Source organism: Cupriavidus sp. FW305-27, assembly GCF_058787995.1.
Window position 1 is genome coordinate 1 of sequence record NZ_JBYTAG010000056.1, and the last position, 18,358, is coordinate 18,358.

The following is an 18,358-nucleotide window of genomic DNA, read 5'->3' on the forward strand; positions in this document are numbered from 1 at the left end:
GCTGAGCCCCGTGCAATACAGGACTCAGCCCTTGGCGGCCTAACTTACCCGTCCAACTTTACGGGGTCAGTTCACTGCGGTGACGCCGTTCCTCTATCGCTGTCCCAATGTGCGCACTCGCTACCGGCTGGTGCCGCTGGACATCGGCACGCCGACCTTTATGCGGGGTCCGGGCGAGGCGACCGGCGTCTTTGCGCTGGAATGCGCGATGGACGAGCTGGCCTACGCCCTCGAGATGGATCCGCTGGAACTGCGGCGGCGCAATGAACCCGGGCTCGACGAGGGCATGCAACTGCCGTTCTCCAGTCGCTCCATGCTTGCCTGCTACGAACGCGGCGCCGACGCGTTCGGCTGGTCCCGCCGCACGCTCTCGCCCGGCTCGATGCGGGACGGCCGCCTGCATATCGGCTGGGGGATGGCCTGTGCCAGCTACCCGGTCTTCCACGGCCAGGCCAGCGCCCGCGTGCGCCTGCTTGCCGACGGAACGGCCGAAGTCGAAGCCGCCGCCAGCGACATGGGGCCCGGCACCTACACCTCGATCACGCAGATTGCCGCCGAGACGCTGGGCCTGCCGATGGACAGCGTGCGCTTCAGCCTTGGCCGTTCGGATTTCCCACCTACCCCGCCGCACGGGGGCTCGATGACCCTCGCGTCCGTCGGCTCGGCCGTGCGCGCGGCCTGCATTGCCGCGCTGGACCAGCGCCAGGCGCGCGCGGATCGCACGGACGGCGCCATCGAAGCGAGCGCCACGGCAGGCCCGGATGGCGAGGTGCGCAGCCGGTTTTCCATGCATGCCTTCGGTGCCGTGTTCGTCGAAGTCGCCATCGATCCCGATGTCGGCACGATCCGTGTCCGGCGCGTGGTCGGCGCCTATGGCGCGGGTCGTATCGTGAATCCGCGGCTCGCAGCCAGCCAATGCACGGGCGGGATGGTCGGCGGCATCGGCATGGCGCTGATGGAGCGAACCGCGCTGGATCCGCGGGACGGCCGGCCGGTGAATGCGCACATGGCGGATTACCTCGTGCCCGTCAACCTGGATATCCACGGACTGGAAGCGCATTTTGTCGACGAGGTCGATCCCCATGTGAACGAACTGGGCGTCAAGGGGTTAGGTGAAATCGCGCTGGTGGGCGTGGCGCCGGCCGTAGCCAACGCCGTGTTTCACGCAACGGGAAAGCGCGTGCGGGAGCTTCCGATCCGCATCGAGCACCTGGTCGAGCACTAGTCCGGCAAGTGCGACATGCCGCCGACGCCGCCCAAACTGACGGCGTCGGCGGGGATCCGCAGGCTCGACGCGATTTTGAAATGTATTTCTCTACAGGGCTTACCCGAGGACCTAGGGTTTTCTAGTGTACGAAAACCTAGGCTGCCGGGGATTGATAAGGTACTTTTCTCCCCCCAACACCAAAACACTCCGTATCCGCCCACGCGTCAAGGACCGCCGGCGACAGGCTTCATCATGATCAAAGATCTACGCATTCGTTCTGCGGGCACGCAAGATCTGCCGGCAATTTCGAAGGTTCTCGCGCAATGCGGCTTGGACGAGCACGAAATCGAAGCGCATCTGGAGACTTTCCATGTTGCCGTGCTGGAAGGCCGCATCGTTGGATGCGCCGGCGCCGAACGATACGACGATCTCGTCGTCATCCGGTCTGTGGCCGTCCTTCCCGAATATCGCCAGCTCGGGGTGGCGACTCACCTGGTCTCCGCGGTATTGATGCGGGCGCGCGCGCAAGGCGTGCGTCGCGCCGTACTGGCGACCAGCAATTGCCCGAGTCATTTCGCCCGCTATGGCTTCCAGCTGGTCTCCGCGGAGAACCTTCCCGCTGAAGTCCGCGCGTCGCACACGCTCAGGATTGCAGGCATACCGCCAGGGCTGTGCATGCATTGCGAGCTGAAGTAGACGCCTCTGCCCGCTCAATCCGCTCTGTTCGCTCTATCCGCAATTCACAGGCACGGGGTCTGTGGCGGCCCACGCCCGCCGGTTGTCCCCAAATCGGCACTATGATGGCGGCATTCTCCACCATCCGTTGCCAGTCATGGACAAGGCCCGTGTCCTCACCCTCTTCCTCGGCGTGGTACGCGCCGGCAGCTTCCACCGCGCCGCGGTGGAAGCTGGCGTCACCCCGCAGGCCGCCAGCAAGGCCGTGCGCACGCTGGAGGATCATCTCGGCGTGCGCCTGCTGCACCGGACCACGCGCAAGCTCAGCCTGACGGAAGAAGGCGCACGCCTGTTCGAGCTGGCCGCGCCGGGCATGCGCCAGCTCGACGAAGCGCTCGAGCAGGTCCGCAGCAGCAAGAGCGACAACGACGGTCTGATCCGCCTGACCGCTCCGCCGTCGCTCGGCAGCCGCGTGCTGGTCCCGCTGGTGCGGGGCTTTCGCGAACAATACCCCGGCATCACCTTCGATGTAGTGCTGAGCGACCTCTTCACCGACCTGGTCGAAGCCAAGATCGACGTCGGCTTCCGCGTCGGCACCAGCCCCGGCCAGAACCTGGTGGCGCGGCGGCTGTGCGACCTGCCGCTGGTCATCTGCGCGGCGCCGGATTACCTGGCGCGGCACGGCGAGCCGGCCACCCTCGACGACTTGCCGCAGCACCAGTGCACCGGCTTCCGCCGCCCCGCGACCGGGCGCATGGTGCCGTGGGAGCTGCAGGTGGACGGCGACCTGATCTACCAGGAGGTGCCTGCCGTGGCGAGCTTCAATGACGTGGAAACCGAGGTCGAAGCGGTGCGCGCCGGCATGGGCATCGGCCAGCTGCCCGCCTACATGATCCACGCCGACCTCGTGAGCGGGCGGCTGAAGGCGATCCTGCCGGGGTACAGCAGCAGCAATGTCGGCATGTACATGTACTACCCGCATCGCAGCCAGATGCCGGTGCGGGTCCGGCGCTTCATCGACTTCGTGGTGGAGGCGGGCCGGGGCGCGGAGCAGTCGCTGTCACGGCTGGTCGGGGTCGTGACCTGAGCCTGCTACCCCGCAGCACAGACAACCAGAAGTTGCTATTGAAACGCCATTCCACTCTCTAGTGCGACGTTCGCTCCACGCCTAAATTGGTCTCAACGGCGGCTGCACAGCGCCATCCCCGGAACCACACCGGGAAACGCGCAGCAGCCGCCGTCCGCCTCTTTCTCTGATGACCAGTCTCCAGGAGCGACATCATGATTGCCCAACTCGCACGCACCCTTGTTCCCGCCGCCATCTCGCTGGTGGCCGCCGTCTCCCTCCAGAACGCCAATGCCGCACAAGCCGGCAACAGCGCGCCCGCCAGCGTGGCAGCGCGCACGCATGACGTGTTCACCGACGGCCAGCGGCAGGGCCGCTTCGACACCTTCTCAGAAGGCGCGCATGACAGTGGCGCCACTGCGCTCGTCGCCGGGCCCGACCGCAGCGGGGTCTCGGCCACGCCGGGGCGAAAGTTCGATCCGTACACCGAGGGTGCCCGTGCGGTCGAAGGCAATCCGCGCCTGCGCGGCACGGCCTTGAATGGCGCATCGGCGTGGGTGTGATCGCCCGGTCCGAAGTCGACGCAACGCGGCAGGACGAGCCCTGAACGGCTGACTCCAATCCCCGGACAAAACGCTTTTCCATACGCCCTGCCTCGCCTTTTCGTTTGACTTTTTCTCAACCGAAAGCGCCGGAAATATCGTTTGTCGCGCAGGCCGCCGACGACAAATATTACGCCAAGGCCAACCCACAGGAGACAGCCATGTCAGACCAGCCCTATCCGCTCTGGAGCGCGGAACCCGTCCCCCACCTGCTCGCCTCGCGTGACCGCGCCACCGGCGAGTGGATCTTCCCGGCGCTGCCCGCCGACTCGCCGCTGGCGGACGGCCACGAGACCGTCGCCATCACCGGCACGGGCGTGCTCTACAGCTTCACCGTGATCCATCCCGCGCCCAAGAGCGGACTGGCTCCATATGCGCTGGGTTATGTCGATTTCGTCGGGCCGGTGCGAATCTTCGGCCGCCTGCAGGGCGCGGCGCGTCCGGTCATCGGCGAACGCTACGCGCAGCGGCATGACGCCGAGCTGGGCTATGTCTTCGAGGCCGTCACGGTCTGATCGATCGAGAGAAGGAGAGGTAAGCAAGATGCAGGACATCTACATCCATGGCGGCGCGATGACGCCGTTCGGCCGGCACCCCGGCGTGCTGGCGCCGGAGCTGGCGCAACAGGCAATCCTGAAGGCGCTGGCCGATGCCGACGTGCCGGCCGGCCGCATCCAGGCGGTCTACTGCGCCAACGTCCTGGGCGGCATGATCCTCGGCCAGCTGATCGTGCGCGATCTGGGGCTCAAGGGCATCCCGGTCTACAACGTCGAGAACGCCTGCGCCAGCGGCGCCACCGGCGTGCACCTGGCACGGCACGCGCTGCTGGCCGGGCAATACGACACGGTGCTGGTCTTCGGCATCGAGCAGCTGACCGCGCTCGGCGGCGGCACCATCCCGCTGCAGCGCAATGACCACAAGACCGACCTCTATGCGAGGTCCGGCATGGTACTGCCCGCGGTGTATGCGATGCGCGGCACGCGTTTCCTGCACGAGCGCGACGCCAATCCGTCCGACCTCGCTGAAGTGGCCGTGAAGAACCGCTACCACGGCTCGCTGAACCCGTATGCCCAGCAGCGCAAGACCACCACGGTCGAGGAAGTGCTGGCCTCGCGCATGATCGCCGACCCGCTGACGCTGCTGCAGTGCTGCCCGTCGCAGGTCGATGGCGCGGCGTCGGTGGTGCTGAGCACGCGCCGGCCGGCGCAGGCGCGGCCGGTGAAGGTACTGTCGTCTGTAGTGGTGTCGGGCATGCGCGAGGAGGCCGACGACGATATCCTCGATGCCGAGATCACCGCGCGCGCCGCGCGCCAGGCTTACGAACAGGCCGGGCTCGGCCCGCAGGACGTCGACGTGGTCGAACTGCACGACGCCTTCACCATCGCCGAACTGCTCTACTACGAAGCCCTCGGCCTGGCGCCGCGTGGCGATGCCGTGGCGCTGCTCAAGTCCGGCGCGACGCGCCTGGGCGGGCGCGTGCCGGTCAACCCGAGCGGCGGCCTGCTGGCCAAGGGGCATCCGCTGGGCGCCACCGGCGTGGCGCAGATGGTCGAGATCCTGTGGCAGCTGCAAGGCCGCGCCGGCGAACGCCAGGTGGCGGATACCCGCATCGGCCTGACGCAATGCACCGGCGGCGGCATCGCGGGCGTGGACCACGCCGCTTCTTCCGTCCACCTGCTGGGAGTCTGAGATGGGCACGCAACGCTTCGATCCTTCCCATGTGGCGGTGGTCACCGGCGCAGCGCGCGGCATCGGCCTGGGCATCGCCACGCAACTGGCCCGCCAGGGGCTGGCCGTGGCCCTGCTCGACCGCGACGCCGCCGCGCTCGATACCGCCGTCGGTGCGCTGGTTGCCGAGGGCTTCAACGCCTTTGGCGCCAGTGCCGACCTGACCGACTCGGCCGCGGTCAACGATGCCTTCGCGCAAATCCAGGCGCGCACTGGCCGCGTCGACTACCTGGTCAACAACGCCGGCGCCGTGCGCGACATGCGCTTCCTGAAGATGACCGACGACGACTGGGACCTGGTCATCGATACCAACCTGCGCTCGCAGTTCCTGTGCTGCCGCGCGGCGCTGCCCGGCATGGTCGAGCGCGGCTACGGGCGCGTGGTCAATATCTCGTCGCGGGCGTGGCTGGGCGGATTCGGACAGGCTAACTACTCCGCGGCCAAGGGCGGCGTAGTCAGCCTGACGCGCTCGCTGGCGATCGAGTTTGCGAGCAAGGGCATCACCGTCAATGCAGTGGCGCCGGGCATCGTCGATACCCCGCTGTTCCGCGGCTTCGCGCCCGACGTGCAGGCCCGGCTGCAGAAGTCGGTCCCGGTGCAGCGCATCGGCACCGCCGACGATATCGCCAACGCGGTCAGCTTCTTCCTCGACCCGCAGTCGTCCTACGTGACCGGGCAGGTGCTCTATGTCTGTGGCGGCCGCAGCCTGTCGTCGCCAAGCGTGTAAGGAGGCAAGCCATGACCGTACGACTCCACACCGAAGGCGCGGTCGCCGTGCTAACGATCGACCGGCCCGATGCCCTCAATGCGCTGGACGTGGCCGCGCTGCGCGAACTGCGCGCGCACCTCATCGAAGTGCGCGACCGCGACGACCTGCGCGTGGCGGTGCTGACCGGCGCCGGCACGCGCGCCTTCTGCGCGGGCGCCGACCTGAAAGGCACGCGCAGCTCGCCCGCGACCTATCCGGAAGCACTGTTCCGCGCGCCGGAGCAGGCCGCCGACCTGGGACTCTATATCCGGCTGATGGACCTGACCGACCTGGGCCTGTTCAAGCCGCTGATCGCGGCGGTCAACGGCCATTGCCTTGGAGCGGGGCTTGAGATAGCGCTGCAATGCGATGCGCGGATCGCGTCAGAACAAGCGAGCTTCGGCCTGCCCGAAGCCGCGGTCGGGTCAATCCCCGCTGTCTCGGGCCTGCATCGCCTGCTGAAGGCCGTGCCGGCGGCGCATGCGATGCAGATGGTGCTGACCGGCGAGCGAATCGACGCGGCGCAGGCCGCGCGCATCGGGCTGGTCACCGAGACGGTGGCGCCTGCCACGCTGCTCGACCGTGCGCTGGCGATCGCGACCCGCATCGCCGCCAATGCGCCGCTGGCGGTGCAGGCCGTCAAGAAGCTGTCGCGCCAGACCAGCCACCTCAGCGAAGCCGACGCCCAGCAACTGACCGAACTCTACTGGGGCGTGCTGCGCGATACCGCGGACCGCACCGAAGGCCGGCAGGCCTTCGCCGAGAAGCGCGAGCCCCGCTACACCGGGCGCTAAGCGTTCGCAAACAGACAGACAGGAGACAGACCATGACCCGCATTACCCGATTCGCACGCGTGGCGCTGGCAGGCATGCTGGCAGCCACGGCGCTGGGCGCCGCGGCGCAGGCGCCCTTCCCCAGGCAAAAACCGATTACGCTGGTGGTGCCGTTCGCCCCCGGCGGCGGCAACGATATCCTCGCGCGGCTGATCGCGCCGAAGATGGGCAAGCTGCTGGGCCAGACCGTCGTGATCGAGAACAAGCCCGGCGCGGGCGGCAATCTCGGCGCCGACTATGTCGCCCACGCGGCGCCGGACGGCTATACGCTGGTGATCGCATCCAGCCAGGTGACGATGAACCCGTTTCTCGGCACGAAGATTCCGTTCAGCATCGAACGCGACTTCGAGCCGGTGGGGCGGATCGCGTCAGTGCCGATCATGCTGGTCGCCAACCCCGACCAGCCGTTCCGCACGCTGCAGGATTTTATCCAGTACACCCGCGCCAATCCCGGCAAGCTCAGCTATAGCAGCCCGGGCAACGGCACGCCCCAGCACCTGGCCGGTGAAGTCTTTGCCAGGCTCAACAAGACCGAACTGCTGCACGTGCCCTATCGCGGCACCGGGCCGTCGATCACCGACCTGATGGGCGGGCAAGTGCAGATCTCGTTCGCGACCTTTGCTTCGGCGATCCAGTATGTGCGCGCCGGCAAACTGCGCGCGCTGGGCATTGCCGGCAAGAAGCGGACCGCGCTCATGCCCGACCTGCCGACCTTTGCGGAAGCAGGCATCGCCGGCTACGACGCCGAGCTGTGGTACAGCCTGCTGGCGCCGGCGCAGACGCCGAAGCCAGTGGTCGACAAGCTCAACGCCGCACTGGTGGCCGCGCTGAAATCGCCTGACATCGCCGAGCAGATGGCAAAGCAAGGCTTCGAGCCGCAGGCGTCGTCGCCGGCCGAGCTGAAGACCTATATCGGCAAGGAAATGGCGCGCTGGCAGCGGCTGATCCAGGACAACGGCATCAAGGTGGCCTTATGAACATGCATCCCGCCACGGTGCCGTCAACCGACAACCCGCTGCTGGACTACCTCGGCATCCGCCTGGCCAGCGTCGGCGACGGCCGCTGCACCTTCGAGCTCGACCTCGAGCCACGCCACCTGAACCGGCAGGGCAGCGTGCAGGGCGGCGTCACCGCCACGCTGCTCGACGCCGCCTGCGGCTACGCCGGGTTGCCCGCCGGCCCGGACGGCACGCTCGGCCACGCGGTCACCGTCATGCTGACGATCAGCTATCTCAGCAAGGCCAGCACGGGCCGGCTGCGCGCCACGGCGCAACTCACCCGCGCCGGCAAGAGCCTGTACTTCGCCTCGGCGGAGCTGACCACCGATGCCGGCGTGCTGGTGGCGACCGCGCAAGGCACGTTCAAACGATCCCGCACCCTACCGGAGGCATGACATGTTGCGCGACGCACTGGACGGCCTGACCGTCATCGATTTCACGCAGATCGGCGCCGGGCCGACCTGCACCATGCTGCTGGCCGACATGGGCGCGAGGGTCATCAAGGTGGAGCCGCCGGGCGGTGAGATGGGCCGCGGGCTGGGGCCCGGCTGGCTCGGCGACGACAGCGCGCTGTTTCACGGCTTCAACCGCAACAAGCTGGGCGTGGCGCTCGACCTGAAGTCCGCCGACGGCGTGGCCGTGGCCCGCCGCCTGATCGTGGGTGCCGACATCGTGGTGGAAAGCATGCGGCCCGGCGTGATGGAACGCCTCGGCCTTGGCCATGCGCAACTGGCGGACGAACACCCCGCGCTGATCTACTGCTCGATCTCCGCCTACGGGCAGGAGGGACCATATGCGAGCCGCGCCGGCGTCGACGGCATCATGCAGGCGGATTCCGGCCTGATGAGCCTGATCGGCCTGCCCGACGGCGAGCCGTGCAAGGTGCAGGCGCCGGTCGTCGACGTGATGACCGGCTACGTGGCCTCCGTGGGCGTGTTGGCGAAGCTCGCGCAGCGGGCCCGCGACGGCCTGGGCGGCCATCTCGACGTCAACCTGCTCAATGCGGCGCTGGCGCTGCAGCAGTCGTCCATCACCAGCTACTGCGCCGACGGGCAACTGCCGGAACGTGTGGGCAGCGCGGCGCCCTACTCAGCGCCCAACCAGGCCTTCCGCACCGCCGATGGCTGGGTCATGGTGGCCGCCTATATGCCCGAGCGCTGGCGCCGGTTGTGCGATGTGCTGGGCCGGCCCGAACTGGCCGACGATCCGCGCTTTGCGACTTCACCGCTGCGCGTGGTCAATCGCGCGGCAATGGTGGAGGTGCTGACCAGTGCCTTCGTCACCCGCGCGACCGACACATGGCTGGCGTTGCTCCAGGACGCCGACATTCTGTGCGCCCCCGTGGCGACCTACGAGGACGTCATGGCGCATCCGCAGGTGGCCGCCAACCGCATGGTGCAGCGCGTCCGGCACGACACGCTGGGCGAGATCCGCATGCCGGGATTCCCGATCAACAGCGCTCAGGAGAACGCGTTGCCATCGCGGCCGGCACCAGCTTGCGGACAGCATACGCAGGCGGTGCTGGGCGAGCTTGGCTACAGCCGCGACGAAATCGCCGCGCTGTCGTCTCGGGGCGCTATCCGCTGCGGCGATATCGAGGAAAAGCGACACGTGGTCGCGGCGGCATCGTGAGCGCGCTCAACCCTGAGTGTCAAACTGCGCCAGCAGCCATTGCCGGAACACTGCCATGCTCGGGCTCTCCTTGCGATCGGCAGGCGTCAGCAGGTAGTAGGTGAAGTCGCCCATGTCCACAGTCTGGCGGAATGGCGCCACCAGCCGGCCGGCGTCGAGATCCGCCGCCACCAGGAAGCGCTGCGCGATCGCGAAGCCCTGCCCTTCTGCCGCGGCCGCATAGGCCATGGCCGAGCTCTGGAAGGTCATGCCGCTGCGCGCATCGACCTCCTTGTCGGCGCGCGCGGCCTTGAGCCAGTGGGCCCAATCGTCGGGCCGCGCGATCGAGTGCAGCAGGGTCTGGTGCTGCAGGTCGGCGGGCTTCTTCACCTTCGGCCCGCCCTCCAGCAGCCCCGGGCTGCATACCGGCACCAGGATGTTCGACACGAGCCGGTAGGTATTCACGCCGCTCCACTTGCCGTCACCCAGCCTGATCGCGCCGTCGATGTCTTCCTTGCGGAAGTCGACCGGATCGAGCGACGCCGTCAGCAGCACCTCGATGCCGGGATTGGCGGCATGGAAGCTCGACAGCCGCGGGATCAGCCAGCGCATGGCAAAGGTGGTGTAGGCGCGCACCTTCAGCTGCTTGCGCTTGGCGCGCTTGCTCAATCGCCGCGTGGCCTCGCGCAGGTCGTCCATCGCCCTGGTCACGGCGCGGTAGTAGTCCTCGCCGGTGCGCGTGAGCGAGATCTGGCGGTGGCCGCGATGCAGCAGCTGCACGCCCAGCCCGTCCTCCAGCGCGCGGATCTGGCGGCTGACGGCGCCGGGGGTGACATGCAGCTCCTCGGCGGCCGTGGTGATGCTGAGGTGCCGGGCGGCGGCCTCGAAGGCGCGCAACGCGTTCAGTGGGGGCAGTTTGTCCATGCCGGGGAGTCTGCCATACGGTTGAGGTTTCCTCAATCGATGCGCCGGACATCCATTCCAAACTAATAGTTGTCATTGAAACGCGATTGCACCGCCTAGTGTTGTGGGCGTTGCCGGCCTAAATTTGTCTCCGTGGCCCCCGCCATCAGACATCGCAGTCAAACCGAGCACCCTGAAAGGAGATTCACCATGTCCGCCAACACCACCAACACCGCCATCAACGCTGCCAGCAAGGTCTGGTTCATCACCGGCGCTTCGCGCGGCTTCGGCCTGGAACTGACCCGTGCCGCGCTGGCACGCGGCGACCGGGTCGTCGCCACCGCGCGCCGCCCGGAAACCATCACCGCCGCACTGGGCGAGCACGATAACCTGGTGGGCGTGGCGCTGGACGTCACCAACGAAGCGCAGGCCATCGCCGCCGCCGAGGCCGCCGTGGCCCGCTTCGGCCGCATCGACGTGCTGGTCAACAACGCCGGCTACGGCCTGCTCGGCGCGGTCGAAGAGGCCTCCGCAGAGGAAGTCGAGCAGCAGTTCGCCACCAACGTGTTCGGCGTGCTGACCGTGACGCGTGCGGTGCTGCCGCAGATGCGCCGTCAGCGCAGCGGCCGCATCCTCAACATTTCGTCGATCGGTGGCTACGCCGCGTATCCCGGCTGGGGCGTCTATGGCGCCACCAAGTTCGCGGTGGAGGGCCTGACCGAAGCGCTCGATGCGGAACTGTCGCCGCTGGGCATCCGCGCCACCGTGGTCGAGCCGGGCTTCTTCCGCACCGACTTCCTCGATGCCAGCTCGCTGGTGCGCGTGCGCACCGAGATCGCCGCATATGCCGATACGGTCGGGGCAATGCGCGAGCACATGGCTTCGGCCAACCACCAGCAGCCCGGCGACCCGGCCAAGCTGGCGGCAGCCCTGCTGACCCTGGCCGACAGCGAAACCCCGCCAGTGCGGCTGCCGCTGGGCTCGGACACGGTCTACCGCATCACCGAGAAGAACCGCAAGGTGGAAAGCGAACTGGCCGCGTGGCAGGCGCTGGCGGTGTCGACCGACCACGACGACGTGCGCCGCTGATCTTGCTGCAGCGCACCAGCGCACGGTTTGCTGCAATGCGGGCATGCCGTGCGAAACGCGAAACGAGGCCGACCGAGCGCCGGCTTCGCCACTTGCGGGCCATCTTGCGTCAGGCAATGCACCGAGTCGGGCATCCGCGTATGTCGCTTCCGGCGAATTTCGCCAATAATTCCCGGACAGCCATTGCCGGACGAGAGCCACCATGCACGATAGTCCCGATGCCATCCGCACCGTCGCCTTGCTAGGGCACGCGGGGTGCGGCAAGACCTCGCTGGTCGAAGCGCTGTTGCACAAGGGCGGTGCCCTGCACACGCCCGGCAGCGTCGAACGCGGTTCCACGGTGTGCGACAGCGACCCGCTCGAGCGCAAGTACAAACGCTCGCTCACCACCGCCGCCGCCCACCTGCACTACCGCGACACCCGCATCTACCTGCTTGACACCCCCGGTTATCCCGACTTCTCCGGCCTCGCCATCAGCGCGCTGGCGGCGGTGGAAACCGCCGCCATCGTCATCAATGCCCAGACCGGCATCGAGATGACCACGCGCCGCGCGATGGCGTGGGCGCAGGCGCGCCAGCTGTGCCGGATGATCATCGTCAACGGCATCGACGGCGACAAGGTCGACCTGCCCGCGCTGCTTGCGGACATCCAGGAGGCCTTTGGCAAGGAATGCCTGCCGATCAACCTGCCTGCCGGCAACGGCAGCCAGGTGGTGGACTGCTTCTTCAATCCGGCCGGCGAGTCGGATTTTTTATCTGTTCCCGCCGCCCACGATGCGCTGATCGACCAGGTGATCGAGATCGATCCCGAACTGATGGAGCTGTACCTGGAACAAGGCGAGGCGATCACGCCGGAGCAGCTGCACGCGCCATTCGAGCGCGCGCTGCGCGAAGGCCACCTGGTGCCGATCTGCTTTACCTCGGCCGCCACCGGCGCCGGCATCACGGAACTGCTCGACGTGTTCGTGCAACTGCTGCCCAACCCGACTGAAGGCAATCCGCCGCTGTTCTATCGCGATACGGGCGATGGCAGCGAACACCGCAAGGCCGTGCGCGCCGAGCCCGTGCCTGACAAGCACGTGCTGGCCCATGTCTTCAAGGTGGTGATCGACCCCTATGTCGGCAAGCTGGCGGTGTTCCGCATCCACCAGGGCACGGTCACGCGCGACAGCCAGCTCTATATCGGCGACGGGCGCCAGCCGTTCAAGGTGGCGCACCTGCTGCGGCTGCAGGGCAAGGAGACCCAGGAGATCCCGCGGGCCGGCCCGGGCGATATCTGCGCGGTGGCCAAGGTCGACGAACTGGGCTTCGATGCCGTGCTGCACGACGCCACCGAGGACGGCAATATCCACCTGACGCCGCTGGAGTTCCCAACTCCCATCTACGGGCTGGCGATCGAACCGGCGCGGCGCGGCAACGAGCAGCGCCTGGCCGAAGTGCTGCACAAGCTCAGCGCGGAAGACCCGTGCCTGCGCGTCGAGCATCCGGTTGGCACCAATGAGACCGTGGTGTTCGGCCTGGGCGAATTCCATCTGCGCTGCGCGCTGGAGCGGCTGACCGAGCAATACAAGCTGGAGGTGGTGACGCGCCCGCCCAAGATTGCCTATCGCGAAACCATCGGCGGCAAGGCCGAGGGCCATCACCGGCACAAGAAGCAGACCGGCGGCGCCGGGCAGTTCGGTGAAGTGATGCTGCGCGTGGAGCCGCTGGCGCGCGGCGAGGGCTTCGACTTTGTCGATGCGGTCAAGGGCGGCGCGATTCCCGGCCAGTTCATTCCCGCCGTGGAAAAAGGCATCCGCCAGGTGCTGGACAGCGGCCCGCTGGCGGGCTTCCCGATGCAGGACGTGCGCGTGACCGTGTATGACGGCAAGAGCCATCCGGTCGATTCCAAGGAAGTCGCGTTCGCGACCGCCGGGCGCAAGGCCTTTATCGACGCGGTGCTCAAGGCCAGGCCCAGCGTGCTGGAACCGATCGTCGACATCGAGGTGACGGCGCCGGGCACAGCCATGGGCGACATCATCGGCGACCTCTCAACCAAGCGCGGCCAGGTCCACGGCACGCGCACCGCGGTCGGCAACGCCGTGGTGGTGGCCGGCCAGGTGCCGCTGTCCGAGCTCAACGACTACCAGTCACGGCTGAACAGCATCACCGGCGGCCACGGCAGCTATACCATCCAGTTCAGCCACTACGACAACGTGCCGCCGGCGCAGCAGGACAAGATGGCATCGAAACACAAGGCGCAGCAGGATACGGATTGAGGGGTTCGCGCCCGCGGCTGCATCTAGTACGTTTCCAGATGCAGCCGCCCTTCCCGCTTCAACCCTTCAGCCAGCGCCTCCCATTGCAGCCCCGCCTGCTGCGCGACGTCCCTGAGCGCCAGCACCACGCCCTCTTCCATGCTCTTTAGCCCGCACACATAGAAGCAGGTATCGGGACCCGCCAGCAACGCTGCCAGGTCCGCCGCGCGCTCGCGCATCAGGTCCTGCACGTAGCGCTTCGGCTGCCCCGCCGTGCGCGAGAACGCCAGGTTGATGTCGATGAAATCCTTGGGCAGGTTCTGCAGCGGGCCGAAATACGGCAGCTCCTCCTGCGTGCGCGCCCCGAAAAACAGCATCAGCTTGCCGCCGTCGAACTTGCCGGCCTTGCGCAAGCGCCGGCGCCATTCGGTCATGGCCCGCATCGGCGCGCTGCCGGTGCCGGTGCAGATCATCACGATGTTGGAGCGCGGGTGGTTCGGCATCAGGAAGCTGGCGCCGAACGGGCCGATCACCTCCACCTTGTCGCCAACCTTCAGGTCGCACATGTAGTTGGAGGCCACGCCGCGCACCGGGTTGCCGTCATGGTCCTGCAGCACGCGCTTGATGGTCAGCGACAGGTTGTTGTAACCGGGACGCTCGCCGTTGCGCGGGCTGGCGATCGAGTACTGGCGGGCATGGTGCGGGCGGCCGCCGGCGTCGGTGCCCGGTGGCACGATGCCGATGGACTGGCCTTCCAGCACCGGGAACGGGGTCGCGCCAAAGTCCAGCACGATGTGGTGCGTGTCGTACTCGCGCCCCACTTCGGTCACGCGTACATTGCCGGTCACGGTAGCGGTGATGGTCTTGTTGGCGGACTTGGCGCCATACAGGTTGGTGTAGGCATGCGCGGCGGACCACGGCGGCACGGTGGCGCCGTAGCGGGCGCTGTTGACGGCGTCTTCGCCGGTGCCGGCCAGCGGCGACGCGGCGGGAATCTCCGGCGCGGCGGTCTGCAGCTCGGCGCCGGGCGCCAGGTCGGCCAGTTGCTCGGGCGTCAGCTCTTCCGGCAGCGTGTCCCAGCTGAGTTGCTCTTCGATGCTGTAGGCGCGCAGCTTCGGCATGGCGCGCCAGTTGTCGATCGAGCCGGTCGGGCACGGGGAAATGCAGGCCATGCACAGGTTGCACTTGTCGGCATCGACCACGTAGTTGCGCGAGTCGTGCGTGATCGCGCCCACCGGGCAGGTGGCTTCGCAGGTGTTGCAGCGGATGCAGATCTCGGGATCGATCAGGTGCTGCTTGATGACTTGAATTTCTGCCATGTCCATGGCGGTCTCCACAGGATCAGGGGCGTTCGGGGTGAGGGTCGTTGTTGCAGCGGCGCTTCATGGACGCGCCTGCCCTCTCCCCCGGCCCCTCTCCCGCAAGCGGGAGAGGGGAGCAAACAGGGAGCAAAGGGTAAGGCCGTGGCTCAGTTGAACCGCACGTACTCGAAATCCACCGGCTGGCGGTTGATACCCATCACCGGCGGCGCGATCCAGTTGGCGAACTTGCCCGGCTCGACCACGCGGCCCATCAGGCTGGCGACAAAGGCGCGGTCGCCTTCACTGGGCAGCCACTGGTCGCGGAAGTCGCGCCATTCGGCGTCGGAGATCACGCGGCCGTCCGGCGATACCTTGACACCCGCCAGCGCGCCGATATTGCGGTGGAAGGCCTTGTGCGGCACCTTCAGGCGGAACGGGATGCCGGCCTTCTCGATGACCTTGTTCCAGCGCTCCACACCACCCATGCTGTCCTTGATGTAGTCGTCGCGCAGCACTTCGTTGAGCGCGTTGAGCATCGGCACTTCCTTCTCGGTCAGCTGGCCGTTCTGCGCCTGCAGGATGCGGTAGGTCTGACCCTTGAGCACGTGGTCGTCCATGCGCTTGCCTTCTTCGTAGCGGCCCTTGAGGCCGGTGCTGTAGAAGGTGGCGGCGTTGCTCGACTCATCGGCGCCGAACAGGTCGATGGTGACGCTGTAGTGGAAGTTCAGGTAGCGCTGCAGCGTCGGCAGGTCGATCACGCCGGCCGCGCGCAGCTTGGCGGGATCGTCGGTCTTGAGTTCGTTCATCACCTGGCAGGTGCGCTGGATCACGCGCGACACGCCGGACTCGCCCACGAACATGTGGTGCGCTTCTTCGGTCAGCATGAACTTGGTGGTGCGCGCCAGCGGATCGAAGGCGCTTTCCGCGAGCGCGCACAGCTGGAACTTGCCGTCGCGGTCGGTGAAGTAGGTGAACATGAAGAACGACAGCCAGTCCGGGGTCTGTTCGTTGAACGCCTGCAGGATGCGGGGATTGTCCTGCTGGCCGCTGCGGCGCTCCAGCAGGGCCTCGCCCTCCTCGCGGCCGTCGCGGCCGAAGTACTTGTGCAGCAGGTAGACCATCGCCCACAGGTGGCGGCCCTCTTCCACGTTGACCTGGAACAGGTTGCGCAGGTCGTACATGCTGGGGGCGGTGAGGCCCAGGTGGCGCTGCTGCTCGACCGACGCCGGTTCGGTATCGCCCTGCGTCACGATGATGCGGCGCAGGTTGGCGCGGTATTCGCCGGGCACGTCCTGCCAGGCGTCTTCGCCCTTGTGGTCGCCGAAATGGATCTTGCGGTTGGCCTCGGCCGGGTTCAGGAAGATGCCCCAGCGGTAGTCCGGCATCTTGACGTGGCCGAAGTGGGCCCAGCCCTGCGGATCGACGCTGATCGCGGTGCGCAGATAAATGTCATGGCTGTGCGAGCCTTCCGGCCCCATGTCGTTCCACCAGCTCAGGTAGTTGGGCTGCCATTGCTCGAGCGCACGCTGCAGGGTGCGGTCTTCGCTCAGGTTGACGTTGTTGGGGATCTTGTCGCTGTAGTTGATGCCGGACATTGTGGTCTCCTTCAGGGGACGATTCGGTTGTCGTGTAAGGCTGGATCAGACGCGGTTCCAGTCGAAGGCGGCTTTGTCGCCCTTGCCGTAGACCTTGAGCGCACCCTTGTCGCCCACCGCGTTGGGGCGCTGGAAGATCCAGTTCTGCCATGCGGTCAGGCGGCCAAAGATGCGGGTGAACATGTTTTCCTGGCCGTTGAAGCGCAGGTTGGCTTCCATACCGGTGAGCGCATCGGGCGACATCGCCACGCGCTCTTCCAGCGCGATGCGCACTTCGTCGGTCCAGTCGATGTCGTCGGGGTTGGCGGTGACCAGGCCCAGCGCATACGCGGCATCGGCATCCAGCGGCTGGCCGGCCTTGGCGCGCACCGCGTCCAGCGCGGGCTGCTCGTCGTAGAAGCGGCGGCCCAGCCGGCTCTGGCCGGTGGCCATCGGGTACAGGCCGAAATTGACTTCCGCCACGGTGATCTTCGGCGCGCGCTCCTCGTCGTCCGGCAGCGCCAGGTGGTAGCTGCGGTCGCAGGCCAGCGCCAGTTCCAGGAAGGTGCCGGCAAAGCACGATTGCGGCTCGATCAGCGCGAACAGGCTGCGCGACGACACATCCAGGCGGCTCAGCGTGCGGCGCAGCAGGCCGATGGTCTCGCGCACCAGCCAGTGGTCCTTGTGCGCCAGCAGCGCGGCGTCGGTGGCCAGCACCGCGGCGGCGTCGCCGCTGGTCTTGATCAGCCAGGTGCCGATGTCCAGTTCATTGGTGCGCATCGACAGGATCGCGTCTTCCAGTTCGCGTGCCAGTTGCAGCGGGTACCAGGCGGCGCCGGCGGCGACGATCTCCTCGATGCTTTGCGGTTGCGCACCGACGGGTGCCTTCACGGTAAAGGTCGCGGTACGGCCGGCGCGATCGATCTCGACCGTCACATGCATATAGCGCAGCGCATCCGCTTCGATCGTCCGCTCGATCGGCTCGAGCGCCACGCCCTGCGCATCGGCCGGACGATCGCTCTGCGCGGCCAGCGCCAGCGCGCGCTCCTGCACCTTCTGCGCGAACACGGCGGGCTTGGCGATATCGTCGACCAGGCGCCAGTCCTTGGCACGCTGGCCGCGCACCCCTTCGGTGGTGGTGCAGAAGATATCGGCGAGGTCATGGCGCACATGGCGCTTGTCGGTCACGCGGGTCAGGCCGCCGGTGCCCGGCAGCACGCCCAGCAGCGGCACTTCCGGCAGGCTCACGGCCGACGAGCGGTCGTCCACCAGCAGGATCTCGTCGCAGGCCAGCGCCAGTTCATAGCCGCCGCCGGCGCACGCGCCGTTGACCGCGGCCAGGAACTTCAGGCCGCTGTGCTGCGACGAGTCCTCGATGCCGTTGCGGGTCTCGTTGGTGAACTTGCAGAAGTTGACCTTCCACGCATGGCTGCTGACGCCCAGCATGAAGATATTGGCGCCGGAGCAGAACACCTTGTCCTTGCCGCTGGTGACGACCACGGTGCGCACTTCCGGGTGCTCGAAGCGGACGCGGTTGAGCGCGTCGTTCAGTTCGATGTCGACGCCGAGGTCATAGCTGTTGAGCTTGAGCTTGTAGCCGGGGCGCAGGCCGGCGTTCTCGTCGATGTCCACCGCCAGCGTGGCGACGGGGCCGTCGAACGTCAGCTTCAGGTGTTTGTATTGGGCGGGGGCGGTCTGGTAATCGACGCGGGGGGCGATGGTCACGGCGGTGTCTCCTCTGCGAAACTGCACTATCATGCATGAACAGGAATCTGGTGACACGAACT

Annotated in this window: 17 protein-coding genes; 13 read left to right on the plus strand and 4 right to left on the minus strand. The window is 67.3% G+C overall.

Annotation, left to right across the window (positions count from 1 at the left end; translation table 11 throughout):
• Positions 1-79: 79 nt before the first annotated feature.
• The 11 genes from AC3WRI_RS24030 to AC3WRI_RS24080 all read left to right on the plus strand — a co-directional run bounded on the left by AC3WRI_RS24030 (position 80) and on the right by AC3WRI_RS24080 (position 9,489).
• Positions 80-1,225: a xanthine dehydrogenase family protein molybdopterin-binding subunit gene (locus AC3WRI_RS24030; RefSeq protein WP_492294231.1), complete on the plus strand. Its 1,146-nt coding sequence runs from the start codon at positions 80-82 to the stop codon at positions 1,223-1,225.
• A gap of 234 nt (positions 1,226-1,459) precedes the next feature.
• Positions 1,460-1,903 carry a GNAT family N-acetyltransferase gene (locus tag AC3WRI_RS24035; RefSeq protein WP_010812859.1) on the plus strand — a complete coding sequence of 148 codons (444 nt, stop codon included), beginning with the start codon at positions 1,460-1,462 and terminating at the stop codon, positions 1,901-1,903.
• Between the two features lie 136 nt (positions 1,904-2,039).
• Positions 2,040-2,969, plus strand: coding sequence for a LysR family transcriptional regulator (locus AC3WRI_RS24040; RefSeq protein ID WP_010812858.1), 930 nt, complete (start codon positions 2,040-2,042; stop codon positions 2,967-2,969).
• 194 nt (positions 2,970-3,163) lie between these two features.
• On the plus strand, positions 3,164-3,511 hold the full coding sequence (locus AC3WRI_RS24045) for a hypothetical protein (protein WP_011617538.1): 348 nt from the start codon (positions 3,164-3,166) through the stop codon (positions 3,509-3,511).
• A 200-nt stretch (positions 3,512-3,711) separates the two neighbouring features.
• The gene (locus AC3WRI_RS24050) at positions 3,712-4,065 is read left to right on the plus strand and encodes a Zn-ribbon domain-containing OB-fold protein (protein WP_010812856.1); all 354 of its coding nucleotides are present in this window, start codon (positions 3,712-3,714) and stop codon (positions 4,063-4,065) included.
• Between the two features lie 28 nt (positions 4,066-4,093).
• Positions 4,094-5,239, plus strand: a complete 1,146-nt coding sequence (locus tag AC3WRI_RS24055) for a thiolase family protein (protein WP_492294233.1) — start codon at positions 4,094-4,096, stop codon at positions 5,237-5,239.
• Between the two features lies 1 nt (position 5,240).
• On the plus strand, positions 5,241-6,005 hold the full coding sequence (locus AC3WRI_RS24060; protein WP_010812854.1) for an SDR family oxidoreductase: 765 nt from the start codon (positions 5,241-5,243) through the stop codon (positions 6,003-6,005).
• A gap of 11 nt (positions 6,006-6,016) precedes the next feature.
• Positions 6,017-6,820: an enoyl-CoA hydratase/isomerase family protein gene (locus AC3WRI_RS24065; RefSeq protein ID WP_010812853.1), complete on the plus strand. Its 804-nt coding sequence runs from the start codon at positions 6,017-6,019 to the stop codon at positions 6,818-6,820.
• A gap of 32 nt (positions 6,821-6,852) precedes the next feature.
• A complete protein-coding gene (locus tag AC3WRI_RS24070) occupies positions 6,853-7,836 on the plus strand; it encodes a tripartite tricarboxylate transporter substrate binding protein (RefSeq protein WP_010812852.1) in 984 nt (327 codons plus the stop codon).
• Entirely contained in the window at positions 7,833-8,252 is a 420-nt protein-coding gene (locus AC3WRI_RS24075; RefSeq protein WP_010812851.1) for a PaaI family thioesterase, read from the plus strand. Before AC3WRI_RS24070 ends, AC3WRI_RS24075 begins: the two co-directional genes overlap by 4 nt.
• 1 nt (position 8,253) lies before the next feature.
• Entirely contained in the window at positions 8,254-9,489 is a 1,236-nt protein-coding gene (locus AC3WRI_RS24080) for a CaiB/BaiF CoA transferase family protein (protein WP_058696520.1), read from the plus strand.
• Between the two features lie 6 nt (positions 9,490-9,495).
• On the opposite strand, the gene gcvA is transcribed toward AC3WRI_RS24080, so the two are convergent.
• A complete protein-coding gene (gene gcvA / locus AC3WRI_RS24085; RefSeq protein WP_011617541.1) occupies positions 9,496-10,392 on the minus strand; it encodes a transcriptional regulator GcvA in 897 nt (298 codons plus the stop codon).
• A gap of 189 nt (positions 10,393-10,581) precedes the next feature.
• On the opposite strand from gcvA, the gene AC3WRI_RS24090 reads away from it, so the two are divergent.
• Positions 10,582-11,460 (plus strand): oxidoreductase, encoded by an 879-nt coding sequence (locus AC3WRI_RS24090; protein ID WP_010812848.1) that lies wholly within the window; start codon positions 10,582-10,584, stop codon positions 11,458-11,460.
• Positions 11,461-11,662: 202 nt separating this feature from the next.
• Positions 11,663-13,717 carry an elongation factor G gene (gene fusA / locus AC3WRI_RS24095; protein ID WP_010812847.1) on the plus strand — a complete coding sequence of 685 codons (2,055 nt, stop codon included), beginning with the start codon at positions 11,663-11,665 and terminating at the stop codon, positions 13,715-13,717.
• 23 nt (positions 13,718-13,740) lie between these two features.
• Here fusA and boxA read toward each other — a convergent pair whose 3' ends face one another.
• The 3 genes from boxA to boxC form a co-directional block, all read right to left on the minus strand.
• Positions 13,741-15,021, minus strand: a complete 1,281-nt coding sequence (gene boxA, locus AC3WRI_RS24100) for a benzoyl-CoA 2,3-epoxidase subunit BoxA (protein ID WP_010812846.1) — start codon at positions 15,019-15,021, stop codon at positions 13,741-13,743.
• A gap of 143 nt (positions 15,022-15,164) precedes the next feature.
• Positions 15,165-16,592 carry a benzoyl-CoA 2,3-epoxidase subunit BoxB gene (boxB, locus tag AC3WRI_RS24105; RefSeq protein ID WP_010812845.1) on the minus strand — a complete coding sequence of 476 codons (1,428 nt, stop codon included), beginning with the start codon at positions 16,590-16,592 and terminating at the stop codon, positions 15,165-15,167.
• Positions 16,593-16,637: 45 nt separating this feature from the next.
• A complete protein-coding gene (boxC, locus tag AC3WRI_RS24110; RefSeq protein ID WP_492294235.1) occupies positions 16,638-18,296 on the minus strand; it encodes a 2,3-epoxybenzoyl-CoA dihydrolase in 1,659 nt (552 codons plus the stop codon).
• Positions 18,297-18,358: the final 62 nt, after the last annotated feature.